Below are 21,108 nucleotides of genomic sequence, written 5' to 3' on the forward strand. Positions count from 1 at the left end.
GTGTCCGCACGGTCTCTCGCGAGTACGATCGCTGCCGCCGTCGCCCGCATCCCCCGTCCGGGGCTGGTCGAACGCGTGTGGCATGGTTGAGGCGTGGTGAAACCGGCTGGCGAGGATACAGGTGCCACCGGCTCCGGCGGCCGCCGGAGCTGGCATGGCGCGGGTCAGTTCGGGGCGCTCGGCCTCTATCTCGCCGATCCCCGCCTCGAGGAGTCCGTGCTGGCCGTCCTGGACGCCGTCGAGGTCGAGCTGCGGGCGAGTGTCGCCAGCGCCGACCCGTTCGTCACGGAGGCCGCCCGGCATCTGGTCGAGGCCGGTGGCAAGCGGTTCCGGCCGCTGCTGGTCGCGCTCGGCGCTCAGTTCGGTGACCCGTGCGCCGCGACGGTCGTACCGGCTGCGGTGGTGATGGAGCTCACCCATCTGGCGACGCTCTACCACGACGACGTGATGGACGAGGCGGTCGTTCGCCGGGGCGCGCCCAGCGCCAACTCCCGGTGGACCAACTCGGTGGCGATCCTGGTCGGTGACTACCTCTTCGCCCGGGCGGCCGACGTCGCCGCCGACCTGGGCACCGAGGCGGTACGCCTGCAGGCGCGTACCTTCTCGCAACTGGTGCACGGCCAGATCGCCGAGACCGTCGGGCCCCGCTCCGGTGACGACCCGGTCGCGCACTACCTCGAGGTGATCGCCGGGAAGACCGGTTCGCTGATCGCCACCTCGGCCCGGTTCGGCGGCCTGTTCGGCGGTGCGTCGCCGGAGCACGTCGAGGCGCTGGCCGGCTACGGCGAGACGATCGGTGTCGCCTTCCAGCTCTCCGACGACCTGCTCGACATCGCGTCCGAGTCGGTCCAGTCGGGTAAGACCCCCGGCACCGACCTGCGTGAGGGCGTACCGACCCTGCCGGTGCTGTACGCCCGGTCGGGCGACGACTCCGACGCCGCCTCCGTCCGGCTGCGCGAGATCCTCTCCGCCGGTGCGGTGACCGACGACGATCTGCACGCCGAGGCGCTCGGTCTGCTGCGGGAGAGCCCCGCGTTGAAGCGGGCTCGGGAGACCGTCCGCAGCTACGCGGAGGACGCCCGCTCGAAGCTCGCCCCGCTGCCCGACAACCCGGCCCGCCGCGCCCTGGAGTCCCTCTGCGACTTCGTAGCCGACCGCACCAGCTGACTCGCACCCCTTCCCTTCCGCCATCAAGCGCGGTGATCAAGAGGATTGCGTCAGAGATCGGGCTGATGATGACGCAACCCTCTTGATCACCTGGTGGTACACGCCGCGGACAGGGTCCGCGCCGGCGGACCTGGGGCCGCCGGGGTCAGGGGCGGGTGAGGAGGCGGCTGCCGGTGAGCATGAGGGCGGCGGCGGCGAGCATCGACAGCGCGGCCGTGCCCCACATGGCGGAATAGCCGACCCGGGCGGCCACCGCACCGAGGCCGAGCGGGCCGAGGCAGCCGCCCGCGTACACCCCGGTCTGCGTGATCGAAGTGGCGGCGGCCGGTGCCTGCGGGTGCAGCCGGACCACCGCGAAGTTCATCAGCCCGGGCCAGGCCCAGCCGAGCCCGAAGCCGAGCACGACGCCCGCCACCAACGGCACTGCGCCGCCCGTGGCGAGCAGACCGAGCCCGCCCGCGCCCACCAGCAGCATGGCGGCGATGACGACGACGTGCCCACCGGACCGGCGGTCGGCCAGCCACCCGGAGCCGATCCGGGCGACGACGCAGACCGCGCTGCCGAGCGTGAGCGTCAGCCCGGCCAGTCCCGGCGCCAGTCCGCGTGCGGCTGCGGAGTCGACCACGAAGGTGCCCAGAGCGTTGGCGGCCGCCGCGGCGAGCGTCGCGGCGACCCCGATGACCACGAGGGCGCCGGTGCCTCGACCGGCCCGTGCACGGCCCGTGCGCCGCGCCGCCCGGCCCTCCCGGGCGGGTACGGCCGCCAGGGCGGCCAGCGCGGCGACGCCCGCGGCGACGAACGCCCACCGCCAGCCGGCGGTGAGCGCGATCGTCGGCACCGCCGCCCCGGCCAGCAGTGTGGAGACCGGGATGGCCGCCTGCTTGACTCCGAACGAGAGCCCCTGCCGGTGGGGCGGGACGTGCCGGGCGAGCGCGACGTTGCTGGCGAGCTGACCGAGCGCGTTGGCGACACCGCTGACCGCCAGCAGCCCAAGCAGGACCGCGTACGAGTGGGCCAGCGCCGCCACGGCCAGCAGGCAGGCGGCCGAGAGCAGGATGCCGCTGCGGGCGACCACCGCCGGTCCGTACCGCTCGGCGAGAGCGCCGGACGGCACCGACGCGAGCGCGCCCACCCCGAAGTACACGGAGACCACGAGGCCGAGCCCGGCCGGGGAGAAGTTCAGGTCCTCGCCCAGCTGTACGGCGAGACCGCCGACCAGGAAGACAGGCAGGACACAGGCGATGGTGACGGCGATGGCACTCGCGCTGGCCCGGACAGGGCGGGCCGGAGCGGTGCCGGTGAGCGGGGTGGTGGCGGTCTCGGTCATCGTCTGGCAAACCTACGCCAGGCCTTCATGGACCACGGATCGTGTCCGTGAGTACACAGGCCGTTGATGACGATCTGGCATCCTCGACCCGAACGGGCGTTTCGCGGCGGCCCGGAATTTCATATGGTGTAAGTCCCCGGCGGCGGAGGTGGTTGTGCGCGACCCCCTGGCGGAACCTTCGGATCTCATCCGCAGCGTCTCCCGCGCGCTACGAGTGCTCGAGTCGGTCGGTCGTGCGCCCAGAGGACTGACCGTCAAGCAGATCGCCCGGCGGTGCGAGCTGACCGTCGCCACGACGTACCACCTTGTCCGCACACTGGCGTACGAGGGTTACGTCATCCGTCGCGAGGACGGCACGTACATCGTGGGGCTGGAGGTCGCCGACCGTTACCGGGAACTGGTGGCGGCGTTCCGCGGGCCGCCGGCGGTCGGCGAGACCCTCCGCCGCGCCGCGACGGAGACCGGGTACAGCCATTACCTCGGCCGGTTCGTCGGCGGTCAGGTGGCGGTCACCGCGGTCGCCGAGGGGCCCCGCTCCCCGTACCTGGAGGACCTGGTCCCCGGCTTCGACGAGGGAGCGCACGCCACCGCGCTCGGCAAGGCGCTGCTCGCCACGCTCACCGCCGAGCAGCGGTTCCGCTACCTACGCGAGTACGGCATGCGTCCGTTCACCAGCGCCACGCTCACCACCTCGGAGACGTTCGAGGCCGATCTCGCCGCCGGCGACCGGCGCGGCATGCAGCTGGAACTCGGGCAGTTCCGCCAAGGAGTGGCCTGCGCCGCAGTGCTGGTCAGCCCCGACAAGGACATGGAACGGCGGGTCGTGCTCGCCTGCGCGCTGCCGGCGAACGAGATGATGACCTCCGCCCGGATGGTCCGGGCGAAGCTGCTCACCGCGGCCCGGACGGTCGCCGACAGCATCGCGGCCGACCAGCACTGACCCGGCATCCGACCAGGCCCCCTCCCCGGGCTGGGAGAGGGCCCCGCGGTGCGACCTGGCGCGCGGCCTCGGGCTGAACCGTTCCGGGCAACCGCCCGTATTTCGAAGCGAACGCATCGCCGTGCTCGCGACAAGAGCGAGGAGACCGCCATCAGCGACCACGATGCCCACTTGCTTCGCGCGCTGCACGACGAGCATGCGGAGGCGCTCTACGCGCACGCCGTGCGGCTGGTCAACGGCGATCGGCAGCGCGCCGAGGACCTGGTCCAGGAGACCCTGCTGCGGGCCTGGCGGCATCCCGAGGCCCTGGACCCGCGCCGCGGCTCGGTCCGTGCCTGGCTCTTCACCACCGCCCGCAACCTGGCCATCGACGCCTGGCGGCGACGGGGCACCCGGGTCGGGGAGGTCTACACGGACGAACTGCCCGAACCGCCGGAGGCGGTGGACGAGGCCGAGCGCGCGGTGGAGGCGTGGACCGTCGCCGAGGCGTTGAACCGGCTCAGCCCGACCCATCGGGAGGTGCTCGTCGAGTGCTTCTACCAGGGACGGTCGGTGGCGGAGGCGGCGGCACGGCTGGGGGTGCCGCCGGGCACGATCAAGTCGCGCACCCACTACGCGCTGCGCTCACTACGGTTGGTCCTGGCCGAGATGGGGGTGACCGAATGAGCCGCTGCGAGTTCACGCAGGACGACGGCGCATACGTGCTGGGTGCCCTCGCCCCCGCCGAGCGGGCCGCGTACGAGCGACACCTGGCCGGGTGCGCCGAGTGTCGCGGGGCGGTCGCCGAACTCGCCGTACTGCCCGGGCTGCTCGGCCGGCTCGACCCGGCTGGACTGGAGCAGTTCCTGCAGCCCACGTCGGGTCCGTCGCTGCCGGCACTGCTCGACGAGGCCCGGAACCGTAGACGCCGCGAGCGGGCGGCCGGCCGGCGGCGGTACGCGTTGACCGCGCTGGTGGCGACGGCGCTGGCCCTGATCGTCGGGGTCGGCGCGGCCCTCGTGCTGCCGCGGCGGGCCGCCCCGCCCGCCGAGGAACTGCGGATGGTGGCCATGCAGCCGGTGGCCGGCAGCGTGCCGGTGCACGCCGAGCTCGCCCTGACCACCACCGGATGGGGCACCGAGGTGACCATGCGCTGCGGGTACGACCCGCGTCCCGGCTACGGCAAGGCGTACACCTTCCGGCTGGTCGCGCGCGGGCCGGACGGGGCGACCGAGCAGGTCGGGTCCTGGCTGGCCGCGCCCGGCGACAGCGTACGGTTCACCGGCGTCACCCGGTTCACCGGCGCGGAGCTGGTACGGCTGGAGCTGCTACGCGCTGACGACACCCCGGTGCTCGGCTACGACGTCCGCTGATCGCCGGCCGTCGACGTCCCGCGTCAGCGGTGCCCGCCCGGCGGCCCTGACGTCGGCAAGGGCCACGCGTCCGGGCGGCCGTACGTCCTCAGCGGGCGGCGGTGGCGGCGGCAGTGGGCGCGCTGGTACGAGTGGCGGCCCGAGTGCGCCGGGCGTTGCGCACCGCGTCGGCCGTGAACACGATCAACGCGAGCCAGACCAGCGCGAAACCGGCCAGCCGGGCCGGCGGCATCGGCTCGTGGAAGATCAGCACACCGCAGGCCAGCTGAAGGATCGGGGCGAGGTACTGGATCATGCCGAGGCTGGTGAGCGGCAGTCGGTTGGCAGCGCCGGCGAAGAGCAGCAGCGGGATCGCGGTGGCCGCGCCGGCCAGCACCAGCAGCACGGTGTGCGCTGCCGAGACGTGGCCGAAGGTGACATCGCCGGTCGAGGCGAGCCAGCCGAGGTAGCCCAGCGCGGGCAGCGCCAGCACCGCCGACTCGACGAAGAGCCCCTCCGCCGCGGGCAGCCCGAGCTGCTTCTTGACCAGGCTGTACCCGCCGAAGCTGAGGGCGAGGGTGAGCGCGAGGTACGGCACGTGGCCGTAGTCGACTGTCAACACGGCGACGGCCACGCCGCCGACGCCCAGTGCCACCCACTGCGCCCGGCGGAGCTGTTCGCGCAGCACGGCCACGCCGAGCAGCACGACCACCAGCGGGTTGATGAAGTAGCCGAGCGCGGTCTCCACCACCCGGTCGGAGTTCACGCCGTAGATGTAGGTGCCCCAGTTGACCGCGATCAGCGCCGCGGCGACACCGATCGCCACGAGCGCTCGCGGGCGACGCGCGAGCGCCCGCAGGAACGCGATGTTGCGCAGCGCGGCGAGCAGCAGCGCCACGAACGCCACCGACCAGACGATCCGGTGCGCCAGGATCTCGAGCGGCCCGGTCGGCCGCAGCAGCTTCAGGTAGAGCGGGAAGAAACCCCAGAGCAGGTACGCGCCGAAGCCGTAGAGGTAACCCAGTCGCAGCGGTGTCACGCCTCAACCGTAAGGGGTGGCGGGCCTTCGGGTTCCTTTCGGGTGGTCGGGGCCACCAGCGCGTCGCCGACAGCGGTCATCGTGGCCGCGCCGTCCGGCGTCACCGGCCGGCCGCGCTGGTCGAGCTGCATGAAGTGGTCCGGGTCGACCGGTGCGAAGCCGACCTTCGCGTACACCCCGTGCGCGTCCAGCGTGGCCAGCAGGATCCGCCGTACGCCGAGCTCGGTCAGGTGGTCCCGGACCGCGCCGGCCAGCCAGGTGCCCAACCCGTGCCCCCGCTCACCGGGGTCCACGTAGACGTCGCAGAGCCAGGCGAACGTGGCCCCGTCGGTGACCGCCCGGGCCACGGCCACCTGGCGACCGTCGCCCGGACGGTAGACGCCGAACCCGATCGAGCCGGCGAAGGCCCGCCCCACGGTCTCGCGGTCGCGGTCGAGCGCCCAGTACGCGTCGGTGCTGAGCCAGCGGTGCACCCGATCCAGGTCGAGTCGACCGGAATCGGTGCTGAGCAGGTAACCGTCATCGCGGACCAGGGTGAACATCCTGGGACGCTAACCCCCGCCATCCCGTCGTGGCACCTGCCAATTTCCGCAATCTGGCCGCTCCCGGCGGCCCCGACCTGGATCAGTCGCGGTCCAGGATGGCGCCCAGCACCCAGGTCACGATGCCGACGAAGAGAGCGCCCAGCACCGCCGAGGGCCAGAACCCGTCGACGTGGAACGGCAGCCCGGCCTCACCGGCGATCCAGCTGGTGAGCAGGAAGAGCAAGCCGTTGACCACGAGCGCGATCAGCCCGAGGGTCAGCAGGTAGAACCCACAGCCGACGGTCTTGATGATCGGCTGGAGAACCGCGTTGACCACGCCGAAGATCGCCGCCACCAGGATCAGCGTGGTGACCGTGGTGACCGCCGAATCCGAGTCGAGCGAGATGCCGGGAATGAACAGAGTGGCCAGCCAGAAGGCGAACGCCGTAGTGACCAGCCGGATCAGCAGGCCCTTCAGAAAACTCATGGCGGCGATGGTGCCACGCGTCGACCAGCGGCGGAACCCGTGCCCGTCCACCATCCGTCGGCAGCCGTCCCTCGGTTGTGGTCCCGGCGACCCGGTCGCCGGCCCACCTCAGCCGCGCGATGGACGGCCGATGAGGTGCGCCTCGACGGGAGTGATCGAGACCTGCGCCCAGCGCAACGCGCGCCGGTTGATGACGGCCACCATGTCGTCGCGCATCCGGGTCAGCGACTGCGCGGAATCGCCGAGCCCCAGCGCCGCGCCGGCCAGGGCGGCCTCGCCGGTGTCGAGAGGTTGGAGCACCACCAGGTCGGCGCGGTTGAGCATGTCCACGTCCGCCACGGTCAGCTCTTCGCGTACGACCAGGGTGGACCGCCACGGTGGGCCGGGCTGCGGATCGGCCGGCACCGCACCGCCCTCCGTCACCAGCAGCACGGGGCGGAGCGGGGTGCCTGCCCCGGTGGGGAGCGGCCGGCCGGGCGGAAGCAGCGGTATCGTCCCGCCCGGAGCGCCGACGCCGCGGACGAATGCTTCCCACTCGCGCGGACGGCTGGTCTGCACCATCGCCTGCGCGCCGAGCGCCAGGGCGCGCAGCACCACGAGCTGAGCCGCGCGTACGCCGCCGACCAGCAGCACCCGGGTGCTCTCCGGCCGGAAGAGCCGGACGGTCAGCGCCTGCCCCTGCCGGTTGGTGCCGAGCACCAGTCCCGCGTCGGCGAGGGGCAGTTCCGGCAGTTCCGGCGCCGCCGCGGATCGGCGGGCCGGCTCGGCCAGCGCCAACGGCAGCGTGCCGGCCAGCCCGCGGGCGTGCGTGCCGTCCAGCCGGTGGACCTGCCCACCCAGGTCGGCCAGCAGCCGGTGCAGGGCCTGCGCGGCCAGCGACAACGCCCCGGGCGTACCCGCCGCGAGGCGGACGATCGTTGCGTTCGTCGCGTCGGCACCATTGCCTGGGCCGGCGCAGAGCGCGACAGTCGTGGCGACGGCCGGCAGGGCGAGCAGCCGGGTCACCAGTTGTCGACAGGCGTCGCCGTCCAGATCCGGCCACCGGTCCAGCCGGAAGGTGGCCTGGCGCAGCCCGCCCGCGTGCAGCGCCGTCCAGTGTTCGCGCACCGGTGTGCCGTCGAGGTGGGCGAGGTCGGCGAGCACCCGCAGCGCCGGGGTCACGCCGAGCGGACGTACGTCCAGTGGTCGCAGTCGCCGGACGATCCGTCGTACCACGCCGGTGAGGGCGGCCCGCAGTTCGTCCGCCGACCACCCGTCGACCCGCAGCACCCGTACGGCGACGACCGCCCGCTCGCGCCCGGCCAGCCGCCCGTCCGTCAGCTGCCGGTACGACGTGCCCGCCGCGCCTTCCACCGCCGGGGCCGGGGTCGCCGCGAGCACCAGTTGGATCCGGATCGGCGGACCGTCCGACGTGGGCGGTGGCAGCAGCGCGGAGGGCGCGGGTAGCGTGCGCGGTCCACCTCCGATCAGCTCGTCCGGATCGCCGAGCTCCAGCAGCGCCACCATGCCGGCCGTGTCGTCGAGCGCGGCGGCCCGCCCGCCGAGCAGGTCGATGGGGCGGACGACGGCACCCGGATCCACGAGGTCGAGCAGCGCCAGCGGGCCCGCCTGAGCCGGCAGCCCCCTGCGGCGGGTGAGGTGATCGAGGCCCGTGCCCGCCCATTCGTAGAGCCACCGGCCCCGGATCCGCAGCCAGGCCAGTGGCAGCAGCAGCGCGGCGATGAGCAGAGCACCCGCCAGGGGCCCGGCGCCGCGGCCCAGTGCGGCGAGGAGCAGTGCCATCGCGACCTGCGCGGCGACGATCTGGCCGGCCCGGACACCCGGCGACTCGCGGAACCGCGCCGACGACTGCGCGGGTGCGGATGAGGGCGAGCGGCCGGTCACCCGTCTGCCCGAGTGACGCCGCCCGGCGGTGCTGGTAGTCGTCACCGCCCCTCCCGCCCGTCACTCGCCGCTACCTCGCTGCGGCACATGGTAAGCGAACTGATCGGCGCGCGTTGTCCACAGGGGAGCCGAGCGGGGTAGCAGAAGAGCTACCGGGCGACTACCGTCAGCCACGAATTCCGCTGACCCCGTGCCTGCCGTCCGCGACTCTCCCGGGTGCGAGAGGTGCGCTTCTGTGCGCACCCATGGCCGGCCGAGGCCGATGAGACGAGGTGAGGTCCGAAAGTGTCCCAGACCCAGGCGGAAGCCGCGGTGATGCAGCAGACCGCGGCCAGGTTCGAGCAGGTGGACCAGTCCCTGCAATCGATGCTCAGCAACCTACTGGCCGAGCTCGACGTGTTGCAGCAGGCCTGGCGAGGCGCCGGTGGGCGGTCGTTCGAGCAGGTGAAGCAGCAGTGGGCGCAGGATCAGGCCGCGTTGCAGCGGGCCCTGCGAGAGACGGCCGGTGCGATCCGTACGGCCGGGCAGCAGTACGACGTCTCGGACACCGAGGCCGCCGGCCGTATCGCCGGCACCAACCGCGGCGGCATCCAGCTGCCGCTCTGACAGGTTCCGATCCAGGGGGAGGGATTTAGATGGACAACGGCATACTCGTCGTCAACTTCGCCGCGCTGCAACAGGCCAGCGCGGACATCCAGAAGGCGTTGAACACGCTCGACTCGCAGCTCGGCCAGCTCGAGCGGGACGCCGCTCCGTTGGTGTCCGGCTGGACGGGTGAGGCCCAACAGGCGTACGAGCAGCGGCAGGCCCGTTGGCGTGCCGCCTCGCAGGACCTCCAGGCCATGCTGCGCGACATCAAACTCGCGGTGGACGATTCCGCCACCGACTATCTGGACACCGAGAAGAAGAACGTCGGCCTGTTCCAGTGACTCCGGCGCCGGGAGGTGCCCCGGGCCCTCCCGGCGCAACGGTTCGCCGCATCGACGGTGGTGCCGGCCCTGCTCCGGGCCGCGCCACCGCTCGCTCAGGCGCGGTCGGCCGGGCGCCAGCGGCGGCGAGCACCACGCGGCAGCAGGTACGCGAGCAGGGCGACGACGGCGGCCGCCACGCCGAGGACGGCCGCCACCGCCAGCGCTCGGTCCCGGGCAAAGTCCCGCCGGGCCTGCTGCGCCTGTCGTGCCGGGTCGGTCCGGTCGTCGGCCAGGGCGGCCACCGGCCGGGGTTCACCCGCCGGGCCCCCGGTGGTCTCGGTGACCGCCCGGTACGGGTTGAGCACTCCGGCCCCGTATCCGCCGTCCGGCGCCGGGTCGGCGCTGGCGACGATCCGCTCGGCCACCTGAGCGGCGCTCAGCCGGGGCTGGTACTCGCGCAGCAGTGCCGCGGTCGCGGCGACGAACGGGGTCGCGTAACTGGTGCCCTCGGCCCGGTGGTGGCCGCGACCGGGCGCGGCCGTCAGCACGTCGCTGCCGGGCGCGACCAGGTCGACGTACGGCCCGGTCTGGGAGAACGGCGCGCGTGAGCCGTCCGCTCCGATCGCGCCAACCCCGAGCACCCCGTCGTAGGCCGCCGGGTAGGGCCGGGGATCGCCGGCCTCGTGAAGGTTTCCGGCGGCGGCGACCACGACCACGTCACGGCTCAGCGCGTAGTCGATTGCGGCACGTACGGCCGGATCGTCCGTGTAGAGCACGACCGAGAGGTTCAGCACGTCCGCGCCGTGGTCGACCGCCCATCGGATCGCCCGGGCGAACTCGCCGGCGCCGACCGTACGCCCCGACTCTCGCCCCTCCACCACCTGCTGCTCGCTGACCCGCACCGGGAGGATCCGGGCACCCGGCGCCAGGCCGCGGAACGCCACGCCGGTGCGGGGTGCGGCGGCGATGAGGCTCGCCACGCCGGTGCCGTGGCCGGCGCAGTCACGGGTACCGTCGCCGCCGCCGTCGAGCAGGTCGGTGCCGTCGAGCACCCGGCCGGTGAGCTGGTGATGCCCCCGATCCACCCCGGAGTCGACGACCGCCACCGTCACCCCCGCCCCGGTGGCGAACGGGGCCAGCCGTTCGGGGACGTACCGCTGCTGTGGCCAGGGTGTGGCGGTGACCGTCCCGGCGGGAGCCAGCGGTGTGGCGCAACGCGGCGCGGCTCGGCGGCTCTCCGTGACCGCGGCTGGACGGAGTACCGCCTGGGCCGGGCGGCGAAGCCGAGCCGGTTGAGCCGCCGCCGAATCCGGCATCCTGGCCACCGAATCGGTCGCCCCGGCGGGCGGGACCGGACTCGAAGCGGCGGCCGGCCGGGCGGGAGCGACGGCCGGAACACCGGCCAGCAGCGCGGCGGCCAGTGCCGCCATGGCCGGGCGCCCCATCGACCGGGACATCGGGTCGCCTCCGCATCGTGTCGGCTCCGGTACGGGATGTTATCGCCTCTGCGGCATCGCCGCGCACCACCGGCGGGCTGGCATTGTGATCTTGTTACCACCTTGTAGGTTGTAGGCGATGCCTATGGCCTGTTCTCGGGAGGAGAGGTGGCCGTGACCGAATGGGAACCGGCCACGGAGGCCGAGGCGGCGTTGCGGGACGCGTTACGCGCCAACGACCAGGAGCGCTACTTCCGGATCCTGGCCCGGACCGATCTCCTCCTTCCGACGACGCAGGCGACGGCCGGCCAGACCCAGCCGGGGTGGGGCACCTGGACCAGCGGCGGCCGCACGCACGTGCTCGCGTTCACCTCCGCCACCGCCCTGCGGTCGTGCCTCGGCGACAACGCGGGCGCCAGCCGCCGCACCGCGTTCGCGGACCTCGCCGCCGGATGGCCCAACCCCGAATGGTGGCTGGCCATCAACCCCGGCCTGCCCGTCGAGGGATACCTGCCCGCGTGGTACGTCGCCCAGCTCGCCCGCGGCGAGGTACGGCTCCCCGGTCGTACCCTCGGCGCCCGGGCGCGGCTCGAACGGGCCGAGTCGCTGGCTCGCGCCCGTGCCGCCGAGGCCGGTCGGGACGCCTCGACGGCACCGGCCGCCGGCGCCCCGGCGGGGCGAACCCCGTTCCGGGCCGCCGCGCCCGCCGCCGGGCTGGCGGTGGGCACCGAAACCGCCGCAACGGCCGGTCGGGTGCCGCCGGCCCCCGTGGCGCTGCCGCGACGGTCGGCCGAGTCGGCGCCGGGCGCCGATGCGGATCCGGCCCGTTCAAGGGGTGGGGAGCAGGGCGCGGGCGGACGGGCCGCGCCGTTCATTCCGCCCGCCGCCGACTGGTCCACCTCTCTCGGCAGCCGAACTCCGCCGGCGCGTTCCGGACCCGACGAGACAGCGGCGGGCAACGCGCGGACCGCCTCGACCGGCGGCACCGAGGCACCGCGTCGGTCCTTCTTCGAGCCGGCGTCGGGGCGCGGGTCGGCGCCTCGCGAACCCCTCCGGCCCGGAGACCGGGCAGCGCCACCCTCCCGGTTCGGCCGCAGCGACCAGCCGTTTCCCCGACGCGGCCCGATCGACGGGCCGAGGGACGCGGAGGCGACCCAGGCCTTCTTCGCCGCCGCCCAGGAAACGACCCCGCCCCCGCGCCCGTCGAAGGACACGGACTGGACGGCCGGAGCCCCGGCCACCGGGACGGAGGCTACGCAGCCCCTGCCGCCCCGCGGGCCGGACCCGCAGGCCGAGGAGCCCACCCGGGCCTTCGGTGTGTTCGGCGCACCGATCCGACCGCCTGCCGCGACCGGCCGGCCCGGCTCCGACCCGGGTGGCGAACGGACTCAGCCGCTGCCGCCGCGCCCCCGCTCCGAGCCCGGCGACCCGAGGCCCGTGGAGGAACTGCCACCGTCCACGGCGGAGCCGGTCTCCGGCCCACCGGCGCCCCGCCGGGGCTTCACGCCCATCGTCATCGAGGGCACCATCATCGAATCCCGCGACCTCGACCCACCGGGGAGAGGCCCGACCGGTCCGGTGGACCCGACCGGCGTTCCGGCCACCGGATGGGTGGCTCCGGGCACCACCGCCCCGAACGGTGCCGGCTCGCGGGGGCCTCGACCGGGTGCCGGTGGTGAGGACCTCTGGTCCCCGTCCCGGCCCGGTAGCACGCGGCGAGACGCACAGCGCGCCGAGCCGCACCAACCCTCGGTCGGTGCGGGGGCGGGTGGCGACCCGTGGACTCCCCGCTCGGGCAGCGCCTGGATGCACCCGAAGGCGACCGGTAGCCCGCGTCTCGGCGACGTGCCGGCCGACTACTCGGCCGACCCGACGCTCGACCTGCGCGGCGCCGGCTCCTCGGCCCCGGCCCATCGCGTCGAGGACGCTCCCGTGGACCTCTGGACGCCACGTTCGGACCGGCTGGCCGCCGCCGGTGCGGCACCTCCGGTTGGGGCAACCGAAGACACCGCGCCGACGACGGGCGGGGAACGTGCCACGGACACCGCCTCGGCGCCGGATGGCGAAGCAACCACCGCGTTCACCGCAGCGTCCGAGGCGGACGCCGACGACCCGACCACGGGCGTCGACGAGCCGGCGGTCGAGTTCCAGCCGGCCAACGCGGTCGAGGAGGAACTGCTCGGCGCGGCCGGGGCGGGCAGCACCGACACCTTCCTCTCCACCCTGCTGCTCGCGCGGGTGCTCCTGCCGGTGGCGGCCGATTCGGCGCCCGGTAGTCGGCCCGGTGAACCCGGCTTCGTGTGGCGTACGGAGGAGTTGGACGCGGAGACCTTCGTCGTGGTGTACACCTCGCCGGAGCGACTGGCCGAGCGCGTCGGCGGCGACGTGGAGACCGCCCAGGTCAAGTTCGTCCAGCTCATCCGGCGCTGGCCGAACGAGGCGTGGTCGTTCGCGGTCAACCCGGGCACACCGGTCGGGGCGAAGTTGCCCGGTGAGCAGATCATCGCGCTGGCCAGCTGGGCCGCCGAGGTCGGCCTCGGCGACGACGTGGATTCGGAGGAGTCCGCCGTGCCGGCCGAGCCGGCCACCGGAGCACGTACGACGCCGAAGCCGGCCGACCCGTCCCGGCCGGTCATGATGCAGAAGGCGGTCGCTCCCAGCCAGGTCGCCTACTACCTGGAGCGTGGCTACGACCGGGTGTCCGGCTTCGTGCACCGGGCCAACGAACTGGCCCACCTGAACACCCCCGCGCAGCTGTACGACGCGCTAGGGCTCAACTACGCCGAGTCGCCGTTCTCCCGCGACGCCGAGGAGATCTACGTGCTGCGCTGGCCGGCGTACCGCCCGAGCCTCTACCGGATCCCCTACGGCGGTCAGAACGAGGCGGCCATGCGTGCCATGGAGGGCTGGGTGATCGAGCGGCCGCCGTTCCGGGGCAACGGGTTCGCGCCCGGCGAGAGCAGTGACGTGGTGGCGGAGTTCAAGGTGGACAGCGCCCGGCTGCCGCACGGCGCTCAGCTCTGGCGGGTCGGGTCGGACGGCAATGAACGGGTCGTCGCGATTCTGGACAGCGACGCGCTGCGCTGGCGGGAGGTCGATGCGGCGTGATCAGGGACGGCTACGTGGCCCGCTGGCGGGGCCGCGAGTACCAGGCCAGCCCCGATGGCGACGACGTGCGCCTCTACCAGCCGGAGGCGGGGGAGGGCTTCGAAGAGGTCCGGTCCGGCCGGTACGTGCGGGTGCTCCCGGCGACCGAGGTCGAGGATCTGGCGTACGTGCGTACCACCTGCCGGTGGCAGGGGCAGCCGTTCATCGTGCTCGGCGAACACGACGGCTGGCTGCGGGTCGAGTACACCGGCGGGCGGTGGCCGGTGGCGCAGGCGATGCGGCTCGAGGTCTTCGAGTTCGGCGTCTACCAGGGCTGGGCGCCCGCCGCCGAGGTGACCGACCTGCGTGAGCAGCGGATCTGACCGCCGGTCGCTTCAGGACTTGGTCCAGCGCAGGATCTCGCCGAGCACCACGTCGGGTGCCTCCAGGTGCGGGAAGTGCCCCACCCCGTCGAGGAGCCGCCACTCGTACGGGGCGACCACGTAGCGGCCCGAGCCCTGAGCGGTACGCGGCAGAGCGGCGACGTCGGCCGCGCCGTGCAGTTGCAGGGTCGGGGTGACCAGCGGCCGCTGCATCAGCTTGACGAAGCGGTAGCCGTGCAGCCGCAGCACCGAGCGGAACGCCCACCGGTAGCCCTCCATGGCGCAGAACGCGGCCTGCGGGATCCGCATCGCCTCCCGGTAGCGCTCGGCGTACGCGGCGAAGCCCGGGCCGGCCACCCACTGCGGCCCGCCCCACCGGCGCAGCAGCTCCTCCACGGGCGCCCCGCCGTCGCGGGTCAGCACGTGCTCGTAGCGGGGTAGCTGGAACTTCAGGGCCGGTGTGGAGGCGGCGAACTGCCCGCGTGGATCGGCGAAGATGGCGGCGCGCAGCCGCAGCGGGTGTGGCGCGCCGAGAACCACGAGCCGGCGTACCAGTGCCGGGTGGAACGAGGCGGCGGTCCAGGCGACCATGCCTCCCGCACCGGTGCCGACCAAGGTGGCGGAACGCTCACCCAGGGCCCGGATCAGCCCGGCGGTGTCGGCGGCGAGCGTGTAGCCGTCGTACCCCCGGGGCGGTTTGTCGCTGGCACCGTAGCCGCGCAGGTCCACGGCGACCGCCCGGAACCCGGCGTCGGCGACGGCCGGGAGCATCTCGTGCCAGGCCCACCAGTGTTCGGGGAAGCCGTGCAGGAAGAGCACCATCGGCCCGGTGCCCGCCTCGACCACGTGGAACCGGCTGCCGTTCGCGCCGACGAATCGGTGTGTCCAGGGACCCTCGGTGAGGACGCAGGACTCGTCGATGGGCCCGCCGTACTGGTCGGTCATGAGCCCAGCCTAGGCCGTGTCCTGTCGATCATGTCGAGCCGAGGCGGGATCCAGGTGGCGGCCCGGCAAGGCGGAGGTTCGTCCGGATACCGGTGTTGTATCCGGACGAAGTGACAGCGCAGCCGGTCGTCGACTGGACCCGACGCAGGCCGGCAACGATCGGCAGGACAGGGCATGGGTGCCCGGGACCGGGCGTTGCCCCCCGTGCCCGGCCGCCGGATGGACGGGGCCGGTGTCGCGTGCGGCGCATCGTCGACCTCTGCGGCTGTGCGTCGCCGGCGGAAGAAGGACGCTGGCCGACCTCGTCGGCTTCGCGTCGCGGTCCGGAGAAAGGGCGATGCCCGGGCAGGTGACCTGCCCGGGCATCGCGTGGTGGTGCGGGGATCAGCGGATCAGGAGATCCGGATCTTCATCGAGGTGCCGTCCTGCTCCAGCACCTTGATCTTGACACCAGCGGCGGGGAGCTTGACGCCGTGGTTCGGCAGCTCCTCGTAGAAGTACTTCTTGGTGTCGTCGAACAGCGGCTCCGGGGCCTGGCCGCGGATGTACTGGGGCTGGCTGTTCAGGTGCAGCGTGAACGAGTCCGCCTTCTTCAGGCCGAACGTCGCGTCGTACACCTGGACCCGGGCCCGCCACGCCTGGCCGGTCAGGTTGTAGATCGGCCGCGGGTGAGCGTCGATGATCATGTTCCGACCCTCGCCCGGGTGCTCCAGGGTGTCGTTGTCCTCGTACCGGGTGTTCCAGTACGAGATCAGCAGACCCTCCTGGTACGCGTAGTGGTCCACCCAGTCCGGCCGGGTGTTCATGTACCCGAAGAAGTACGGGCCGGTCTTCAGGTACTTGTCGTACGAGACGTACGACCGGTTGCCGGCGATGTAGAAGTTGTCGAACAGGCGGGTGTACGACGCCTCGGCGATCTCGAAGCCCCCGGCGAGCGTCCAGCCGGTGGCACCGGCCTCGGCACCGTCGCTGAGCAGGGTCTGCCCGTCGGCGGTCACGGTGATGGCGTCACCGTAGAAGCCGCCCTCGGACACACCGCCGTCGGTCTGGTAGCGCAGCCGGAACTGCACGTTCTGACCGGCGTAGGCGTCCAGCGGGATGTTGATGTCCACCCACTGCCCGTTGCTGGAGCCGTCCAGGGCGTACCGTCCGGTCGAGATCTCCTTCAGCGGCTCACCGTTGACGGTGCCCGGCAGCGGCGTCCAGGACTGGCCGTCGGTCGACGCCTCGAAGAAGAGGTAGTCGAAGTCCGCCTCGATGCTGTAGCGACCCTTCATGCTGAACGCGGCACTGGTCTTGCCGGTGAGGTCCAGCGTCCGAGTCATCGTGCTGTTCAGGTCGTCCCGGTTGCCCGAGAAGAACTGCTTCGCGCCGGCGAACGGCGCTCCGTGATCGAAGGTGTACTCCCGCTGTGGGAGGACCACCACGGCACCCTGCGCCTTGTCGGAGTTGTACTCCTGCGGGCCCAGTTCGAGGGTCCGCTTCTGCCCGGCCACGACCACCTCGTAGTCGAGCCAGCCGAGCTGGAGCTTGTTCCAGGCGCCCAGGTCGCCACCGCGGTCGCCGATGCCCTCGTCGTTCTTGGCGCCGAGCCGGCTCTGGGCCATCAGGGTCCAGTGCTCGTTGTTGTTGTCGCCGCCGTTGATGCTGTTGTAGTCGTCCGGCAGACCGAGGTCGTGGCCGTACTCGTGGTAGAAGACGCTCCGGCCACCGTTCTCCGGCTGGATGGTGTAGTCACCGATCCAGACGCCGGTGTTGCCGATCTGCGCGCCACCGGCCGGGAAGTTCGGCGGACCGGTGCGGCCCTGGTCGGACGCGAAGGCGTACCAGCGGTGGCTCCAGACGGCGTCCTCGCCCTGGTGCGGGTCACCGTCGGCCTCGTCACCGCCGGAGTGGACGATCTGGAAGTGGTCGATGTAGCCGTCCGGCTCGTTGAAGTTGCCGTCGCCGTCGTGGTCGTACCGGTCCCACTGGTCCATGGACTTGACGTCCGCGGCGATCTCCGCGTCGGTCTTGCCCGCGGCCCTCTGGTCGGCGACCCACTGGTTGGCGGCGTCGGCGACCAGGTTCCAGGTGTTGTTGCAGACGGTCGAGGCGCAGACGGCGGGGTCGTCGCCGTTGGCGTCGGTCGGGTCGTCGCCCGAGCGGCCGTAACGGGCCTCGTTGTACGGCACCTTGACCCAGTCGGTGACCTCGCCCTCGACGCTGTAGCGGCCCGAGGACTGCGCCTCGTAGTACTGCTTCAGCGACTCGTCGCCCGGGTTGGTGCCGAAGTAGATCTGGCGGAAGTGGTCGGCGCTGAAGTCCGGCTGCCAGATCGTCGAGTTGTCCACCGCCCGGTTCGGCTGCGGGATCTCGTTGTGCAGCGGCCCGTCGAAGCGGGCCGGGCCCGCCGTGTCCGGGTCGGTGTCCTTGTCCGGGAAGTCCGGGTGCCGCTGGTTGCCGAACTCGGCGAGGATCACGAAGATCTTGTCCGTCGTCTCGCGGCCGAGCTCGATGTACTGGTCCTTGGTCGCGCCCTTGCCGCCCTTGGTGGCCTTGGCGGTCCGGGCGGCCGCACCGCCGGTGGCTGCGGTCTCGCCGACCTTGACGACGGTGCTGCCGTTGATCTTCTGGGGCTTGGCCCGGCCAGTGAGGACGTCGCTCAGACCCTCCTGGCGCATCGCCCGCCGCTTGTCCTCCAGCGGGTTGGGCAGGTCGTGGTCCACCTGGGCGGGTTCGGCCACCGACGGAGCGGCGGTCGGCAGCTTCGGCGCCGCACTGGCAGAGGTGCCAGCCACCAGTCCCGTCGCTGTCAGCGAAAGCCCGAGTAGACCCACTGCGACTTTGCGCACGTGGTACCTCCGATGTGAGGGAACCGGCCCCCCGGGGTTGCGGGCCGGCTGTGACGGCCCCCACAGGGGGCCACTGGTGAACATAGACACTGCTGCGTCGAGTGGGAAGACAGGCACGTCGATTTGTTGCAAAGTTTTGTTGGCTCTGCCTTCGGCCGTCATACTCCTGCGGGTCGATCAATGGACATGAGCAGGTCGGATCCAGCGCGAGACGCAGCCAGCGGCGTATTTCGATCAACCCGATCGAAGGTACGAAAAAGGGGCCGGTGGCGTTTCCGCCACCGGCCCCGCAGATGATCGATGGATCAGTTGCTAACGCGCACGACCATGTTGTCGGTCGGCTTGTTGCCCTGCTTCACGATCTCGATGCGGGTGCCCGTTCCGGCCACCTTCACCGAGTTCTGCTCGTTCTGCGCCGACCAGTAACGGTCCACCATGCTGTCGTCGAAGACCGGGTTGGCCTTCAGCTTCGGCAGGGTGACCGGCACCCCGTTGAGGTGGAAGGTCTGCGCCGGCTTCTGCTTGAGGCTGAAGGCCGCGTCGAAGCCGTTGCGCCGGTTGGTGATGGTGCCCTGGCCCGGGACCGTGATGGGACCCGGCCGCACGTCGACCGGCAGGTCCAGGCCGTAGCCGGGGTGCTCCGACGTGTTGTTGTCACCGTAGGCGTAGTTCACGTACCAGACCATCATGCCGGGCTGGTTGGCGTACCGCTCGACCCAGTTGGGACGGGTGTTGCTGAAGCCGTAGTTGTAGCCGCCGGTCTCCAGGGTCGCGTCGTAACCGAAGTAGGTCCGGTTCTCGGCGATGTAGAAGCGGGGGTACTCGGCGGTCACCTCGCCGTTCATCCGGGTGAAGCCCCGGGCGGTCCACTCGGCGGCCAGCGTCTCGGCGTCGTCGGTCCAGGCGGCGGCGCCGTCCTTGACCAGCGAGACGTTGTCCAGGAACGCGCCGGCGAGGTGCAGGCCGCCGTCGCTCTGGTAGCGGTAGCGGAACTGGACGACCTTGCCGGCGTACGCCGACAGGTCGTAGTTCAGGTCCACCCAGTCACCGTTGGACGAGCCGTCGACCCCGGTCTCCGCGTCGTCGACCAGCGAGTTGGTCAGCTGCGTCCAGCTCGCGCCGTTGTCGGTCGACACCTCGGCGTAGAGGTAGTCGTAGTCCTCCTCGATCTCGTACCAGGCCTTGGCGTTGATCGAGGCGGACGAGGCGCCGGTCAGGTCGAGCTGCCGGGTCAGCGTCGTGTTCAGGTCGTCGGCGCTGCCGCCCCACCACTCGTACGACCCGCCGAACGGCGTGTTGTAGGCGGTGGTCTGCTCCTGCGGCGGCAGGTTCACGACGACGGCCTGGGCGCGCGGGCCATCGCTGTCGCCGGCCGGGCCGAGCGTGACCTCGCTGGTGCCCTTGCCGTACTCGACGGTGGAGTAGTTCAGCCAGCCGAGGTAGAGCTTCGACCACGGGTCCATGTAACCCGGGGTCGAGCCGATGTCCTGCTTGCCGTGGCTCAGCCACGAGCCGGACGACATGAGGCTCCAGAAGCCGACGCCGTTGTCGCCGCCGACGGTGTCGTAGAGGTCGGGCAGACCGAGGTCGTGGCCGTACTCGTGGGCGAAGACACCGAGGCCGCCGTTCTCCGGCTCCGTGGTGTAGTCGCGGATCCACATGCCGGTGTCGCCGATCTGCACGCCACCGGCCTTGTTGCCCTCCGGACCGGCGGTGCCGGCCAGGTTGGTGAAGGCGCCCCAGCGGTGCGACCAGATGGCGTCCTCGCCCTCGGCGCCGCCGCCGGCCTCCTCACCGATACCGGCGTGCACGGCCTGGAAGTGGTCGATGTAGCCGTCGGGCTCGTTGAAGTTGCCGTCCTGGTCGAAGTCGTACCGGTCCCAGATGTCGAACTGGGCCAGGTAGTCCTTGATCTGCTCCGGCGTCTTGCCGGCGGCGACCTGGGAGTCGTACCAGGAGGTGGCGGTGTCCTTGATGAAGTTCCAGGATCCGTCCGACTCGGGGATGGCGTTGCTGCCGTACCGAGCCTCGTTGTAAGGGACGGTGACCCAGTCGCTGACGTCGCCGCCGACGGTGTACCGGCCACCGGACTGCGCCAGGTAGAAGTCGCGCATCGACTCGCCGCTACCGTAGAACATGTCGAGGTAGTGCTGGCGGTCGTAGTTCGCCGACCACGTGGTGCTGTTGTCGTCGGTCGCGCCGCCGTCGTAGTTCCGGTCGGGCTCCGGGATCTGGTTCACCACCGGGCCGGCCGCGCCGCCGGTCCGCGGGTCGACCTTGTCGCCGAAGTTGACCAGCATGGTGAAGATCGGGTCGACCTTCGGCGGCTGCTGGTACTCGACGAACTTGTCGTTGATCTTGATGACCTTCGAACCGTGCCGGGTTTCCAGCTTGGCCTTGCCGCTGAGCAGGTCGCCGATGGCCTGCTTGCGGAGCTCGCGCTGCTGGTCCGCCTTCGGATCGGGCAGGTTGTCCGGGCCGTGCTCGGTCCGGTCGGATGAGGGGGTCGGGCTCGCCGCGGGGGCGCCGGATGCCGGCGTCGCCACGACTCCCGCCGCCAGCAGCGCGGCCGCGGCAGTCGCCAGGCCGGCTGTGACTCGTCTCCTCAAAGGGTCCTCCTTTGTGGATCTGTTACATGGCAGCGCGCGCCAAAGCGGCGACTGTCATGAGTTGCGGCAATCACCCTTACAGAGGAGCGAGGGCGTGTCACCAGCTTCCCGAAATGGATGATCTTCCACTTTGTTCGGGTTTGTCAGGGACAAATTCGCCCAAGGTATCCGTAGCCCTAAGCAACTTTTAACATCACGTTTGAA

At 72.0% G+C, this 21,108-nt stretch carries 17 protein-coding genes; 8 read left to right on the forward strand and 9 right to left on the reverse strand.

What is annotated here, in order from left to right:
• Window positions 1-93 precede the first annotated feature (93 nt).
• A complete protein-coding gene (locus BXA10_RS07885; RefSeq protein WP_076469157.1) occupies window positions 94-1,167 on the forward strand; it encodes a polyprenyl synthetase family protein in 1,074 nt (357 codons plus the stop codon).
• A 145-nt stretch (window positions 1,168-1,312) separates the two neighbouring features.
• Here BXA10_RS07885 and BXA10_RS07890 read toward each other — a convergent pair whose 3' ends face one another.
• Window positions 1,313-2,494, reverse strand: coding sequence for an MFS transporter (locus BXA10_RS07890; RefSeq protein ID WP_076469159.1), 1,182 nt, complete (start codon window positions 2,492-2,494; stop codon window positions 1,313-1,315).
• Window positions 2,495-2,648: 154 nt separating this feature from the next.
• On the opposite strand from BXA10_RS07890, the gene BXA10_RS07895 reads away from it, so the two are divergent.
• The 3 genes from BXA10_RS07895 (at window position 2,649) to BXA10_RS07905 (ending at window position 4,786) form a co-directional block, all read left to right on the forward strand.
• Complete coding sequence (locus tag BXA10_RS07895) at window positions 2,649-3,434, forward strand: IclR family transcriptional regulator (RefSeq protein ID WP_076469161.1); 786 nt, start codon at window positions 2,649-2,651, stop codon at window positions 3,432-3,434.
• A 150-nt stretch (window positions 3,435-3,584) separates the two neighbouring features.
• On the forward strand, window positions 3,585-4,100 hold the full coding sequence (locus tag BXA10_RS07900) for a sigma-70 family RNA polymerase sigma factor (protein ID WP_076469317.1): 516 nt from the start codon (window positions 3,585-3,587) through the stop codon (window positions 4,098-4,100).
• On the forward strand, window positions 4,097-4,786 hold the full coding sequence (locus BXA10_RS07905; RefSeq protein ID WP_076469163.1) for an anti-sigma factor family protein: 690 nt from the start codon (window positions 4,097-4,099) through the stop codon (window positions 4,784-4,786). The genes BXA10_RS07900 and BXA10_RS07905 overlap by 4 nt, the downstream gene beginning before the upstream one ends.
• Before the next feature lie 88 nt (window positions 4,787-4,874).
• On the opposite strand, the gene rarD is transcribed toward BXA10_RS07905, so the two are convergent.
• The 4 genes from rarD to eccE all read right to left on the reverse strand — a co-directional run bounded on the left by rarD (window position 4,875) and on the right by eccE (window position 8,744).
• Entirely contained in the window at window positions 4,875-5,804 is a 930-nt protein-coding gene (gene rarD / locus BXA10_RS07910) for an EamA family transporter RarD (RefSeq protein WP_076469165.1), read from the reverse strand.
• The gene (locus BXA10_RS07915) at window positions 5,801-6,346 is read right to left on the reverse strand and encodes a GNAT family N-acetyltransferase (protein ID WP_076469167.1); all 546 of its coding nucleotides are present in this window, start codon (window positions 6,344-6,346) and stop codon (window positions 5,801-5,803) included. Before BXA10_RS07915 ends, rarD begins: the two co-directional genes overlap by 4 nt.
• A gap of 82 nt (window positions 6,347-6,428) precedes the next feature.
• The gene (locus BXA10_RS07920; RefSeq protein WP_076469320.1) at window positions 6,429-6,815 is read right to left on the reverse strand and encodes a phage holin family protein; all 387 of its coding nucleotides are present in this window, start codon (window positions 6,813-6,815) and stop codon (window positions 6,429-6,431) included.
• Window positions 6,816-6,923: 108 nt separating this feature from the next.
• Window positions 6,924-8,744 (reverse strand): type VII secretion protein EccE, encoded by a 1,821-nt coding sequence (eccE, locus tag BXA10_RS07925; protein WP_076469169.1) that lies wholly within the window; start codon window positions 8,742-8,744, stop codon window positions 6,924-6,926.
• A 240-nt stretch (window positions 8,745-8,984) separates the two neighbouring features.
• On the opposite strand from eccE, the gene BXA10_RS07930 reads away from it, so the two are divergent.
• Both BXA10_RS07930 and BXA10_RS07935 read left to right on the forward strand, forming a co-directional pair.
• Window positions 8,985-9,305 carry a WXG100 family type VII secretion target gene (locus BXA10_RS07930; RefSeq protein ID WP_076469171.1) on the forward strand — a complete coding sequence of 107 codons (321 nt, stop codon included), beginning with the start codon at window positions 8,985-8,987 and terminating at the stop codon, window positions 9,303-9,305.
• Between the two features lie 29 nt (window positions 9,306-9,334).
• Window positions 9,335-9,628, forward strand: a complete 294-nt coding sequence (locus BXA10_RS07935; protein ID WP_076469173.1) for a WXG100 family type VII secretion target — start codon at window positions 9,335-9,337, stop codon at window positions 9,626-9,628.
• Between the two features lie 95 nt (window positions 9,629-9,723).
• Here BXA10_RS07935 and mycP read toward each other — a convergent pair whose 3' ends face one another.
• Window positions 9,724-11,067 (reverse strand): type VII secretion-associated serine protease mycosin, encoded by a 1,344-nt coding sequence (gene mycP, locus BXA10_RS07940; protein WP_342742867.1) that lies wholly within the window; start codon window positions 11,065-11,067, stop codon window positions 9,724-9,726.
• A gap of 153 nt (window positions 11,068-11,220) precedes the next feature.
• Here mycP and BXA10_RS31385 point away from each other — a divergent pair, with 153 nt between their 5' ends.
• Window positions 11,221-14,154 (forward strand): SseB family protein, encoded by a 2,934-nt coding sequence (locus BXA10_RS31385; protein ID WP_076469323.1) that lies wholly within the window; start codon window positions 11,221-11,223, stop codon window positions 14,152-14,154.
• Window positions 14,151-14,516: a hypothetical protein gene (locus BXA10_RS07950; RefSeq protein WP_076469175.1), complete on the forward strand. Its 366-nt coding sequence runs from the start codon at window positions 14,151-14,153 to the stop codon at window positions 14,514-14,516. The genes BXA10_RS31385 and BXA10_RS07950 overlap by 4 nt, the downstream gene beginning before the upstream one ends.
• 12 nt (window positions 14,517-14,528) lie before the next feature.
• On the opposite strand, the gene BXA10_RS07955 is transcribed toward BXA10_RS07950, so the two are convergent.
• From BXA10_RS07955 to BXA10_RS07965, 3 genes are all read right to left on the reverse strand, one after another.
• Window positions 14,529-15,461: an alpha/beta fold hydrolase gene (locus tag BXA10_RS07955; protein WP_076469177.1), complete on the reverse strand. Its 933-nt coding sequence runs from the start codon at window positions 15,459-15,461 to the stop codon at window positions 14,529-14,531.
• Between the two features lie 392 nt (window positions 15,462-15,853).
• Window positions 15,854-18,280 (reverse strand): immune inhibitor A domain-containing protein, encoded by a 2,427-nt coding sequence (locus tag BXA10_RS07960; protein ID WP_076469179.1) that lies wholly within the window; start codon window positions 18,278-18,280, stop codon window positions 15,854-15,856.
• A 320-nt stretch (window positions 18,281-18,600) separates the two neighbouring features.
• Window positions 18,601-20,904, reverse strand: a complete 2,304-nt coding sequence (locus BXA10_RS07965) for an immune inhibitor A domain-containing protein (RefSeq protein WP_076469181.1) — start codon at window positions 20,902-20,904, stop codon at window positions 18,601-18,603.
• Window positions 20,905-21,108 lie beyond the last annotated feature (204 nt).

The sequence above is a fragment of the Micromonospora avicenniae genome (assembly GCF_900156065.1).
Classification (GTDB): Bacteria; Actinomycetota; Actinomycetes; order Mycobacteriales; family Micromonosporaceae; genus Micromonospora; species Micromonospora avicenniae.

Excerpts from the sequence above, each read along its gene's own strand:
- BXA10_RS07890 (WP_076469159.1), bottom strand. The coding sequence starts at position 2,494 with ATGACCGAGACCGCCACCACCCCGCTCACCGGCACCGCTCCGGCCCGC.
- BXA10_RS07905 (WP_076469163.1), top strand. The coding sequence starts at position 4,097 with ATGAGCCGCTGCGAGTTCACGCAGGACGACGGCGCATACGTGCTGGGT.
- BXA10_RS07915 (WP_076469167.1), bottom strand. The coding sequence starts at position 6,346 with ATGTTCACCCTGGTCCGCGATGACGGTTACCTGCTCAGCACCGATTCC.
- BXA10_RS07920 (WP_076469320.1), bottom strand. The coding sequence starts at position 6,815 with ATGAGTTTTCTGAAGGGCCTGCTGATCCGGCTGGTCACTACGGCGTTC.
- BXA10_RS07935 (WP_076469173.1), top strand. The coding sequence starts at position 9,335 with ATGGACAACGGCATACTCGTCGTCAACTTCGCCGCGCTGCAACAGGCC.
- mycP (WP_342742867.1), bottom strand. The coding sequence starts at position 11,067 with ATGTCCCGGTCGATGGGGCGCCCGGCCATGGCGGCACTGGCCGCCGCG.
- BXA10_RS07955 (WP_076469177.1), bottom strand. The coding sequence starts at position 15,461 with ATGACCGACCAGTACGGCGGGCCCATCGACGAGTCCTGCGTCCTCACC.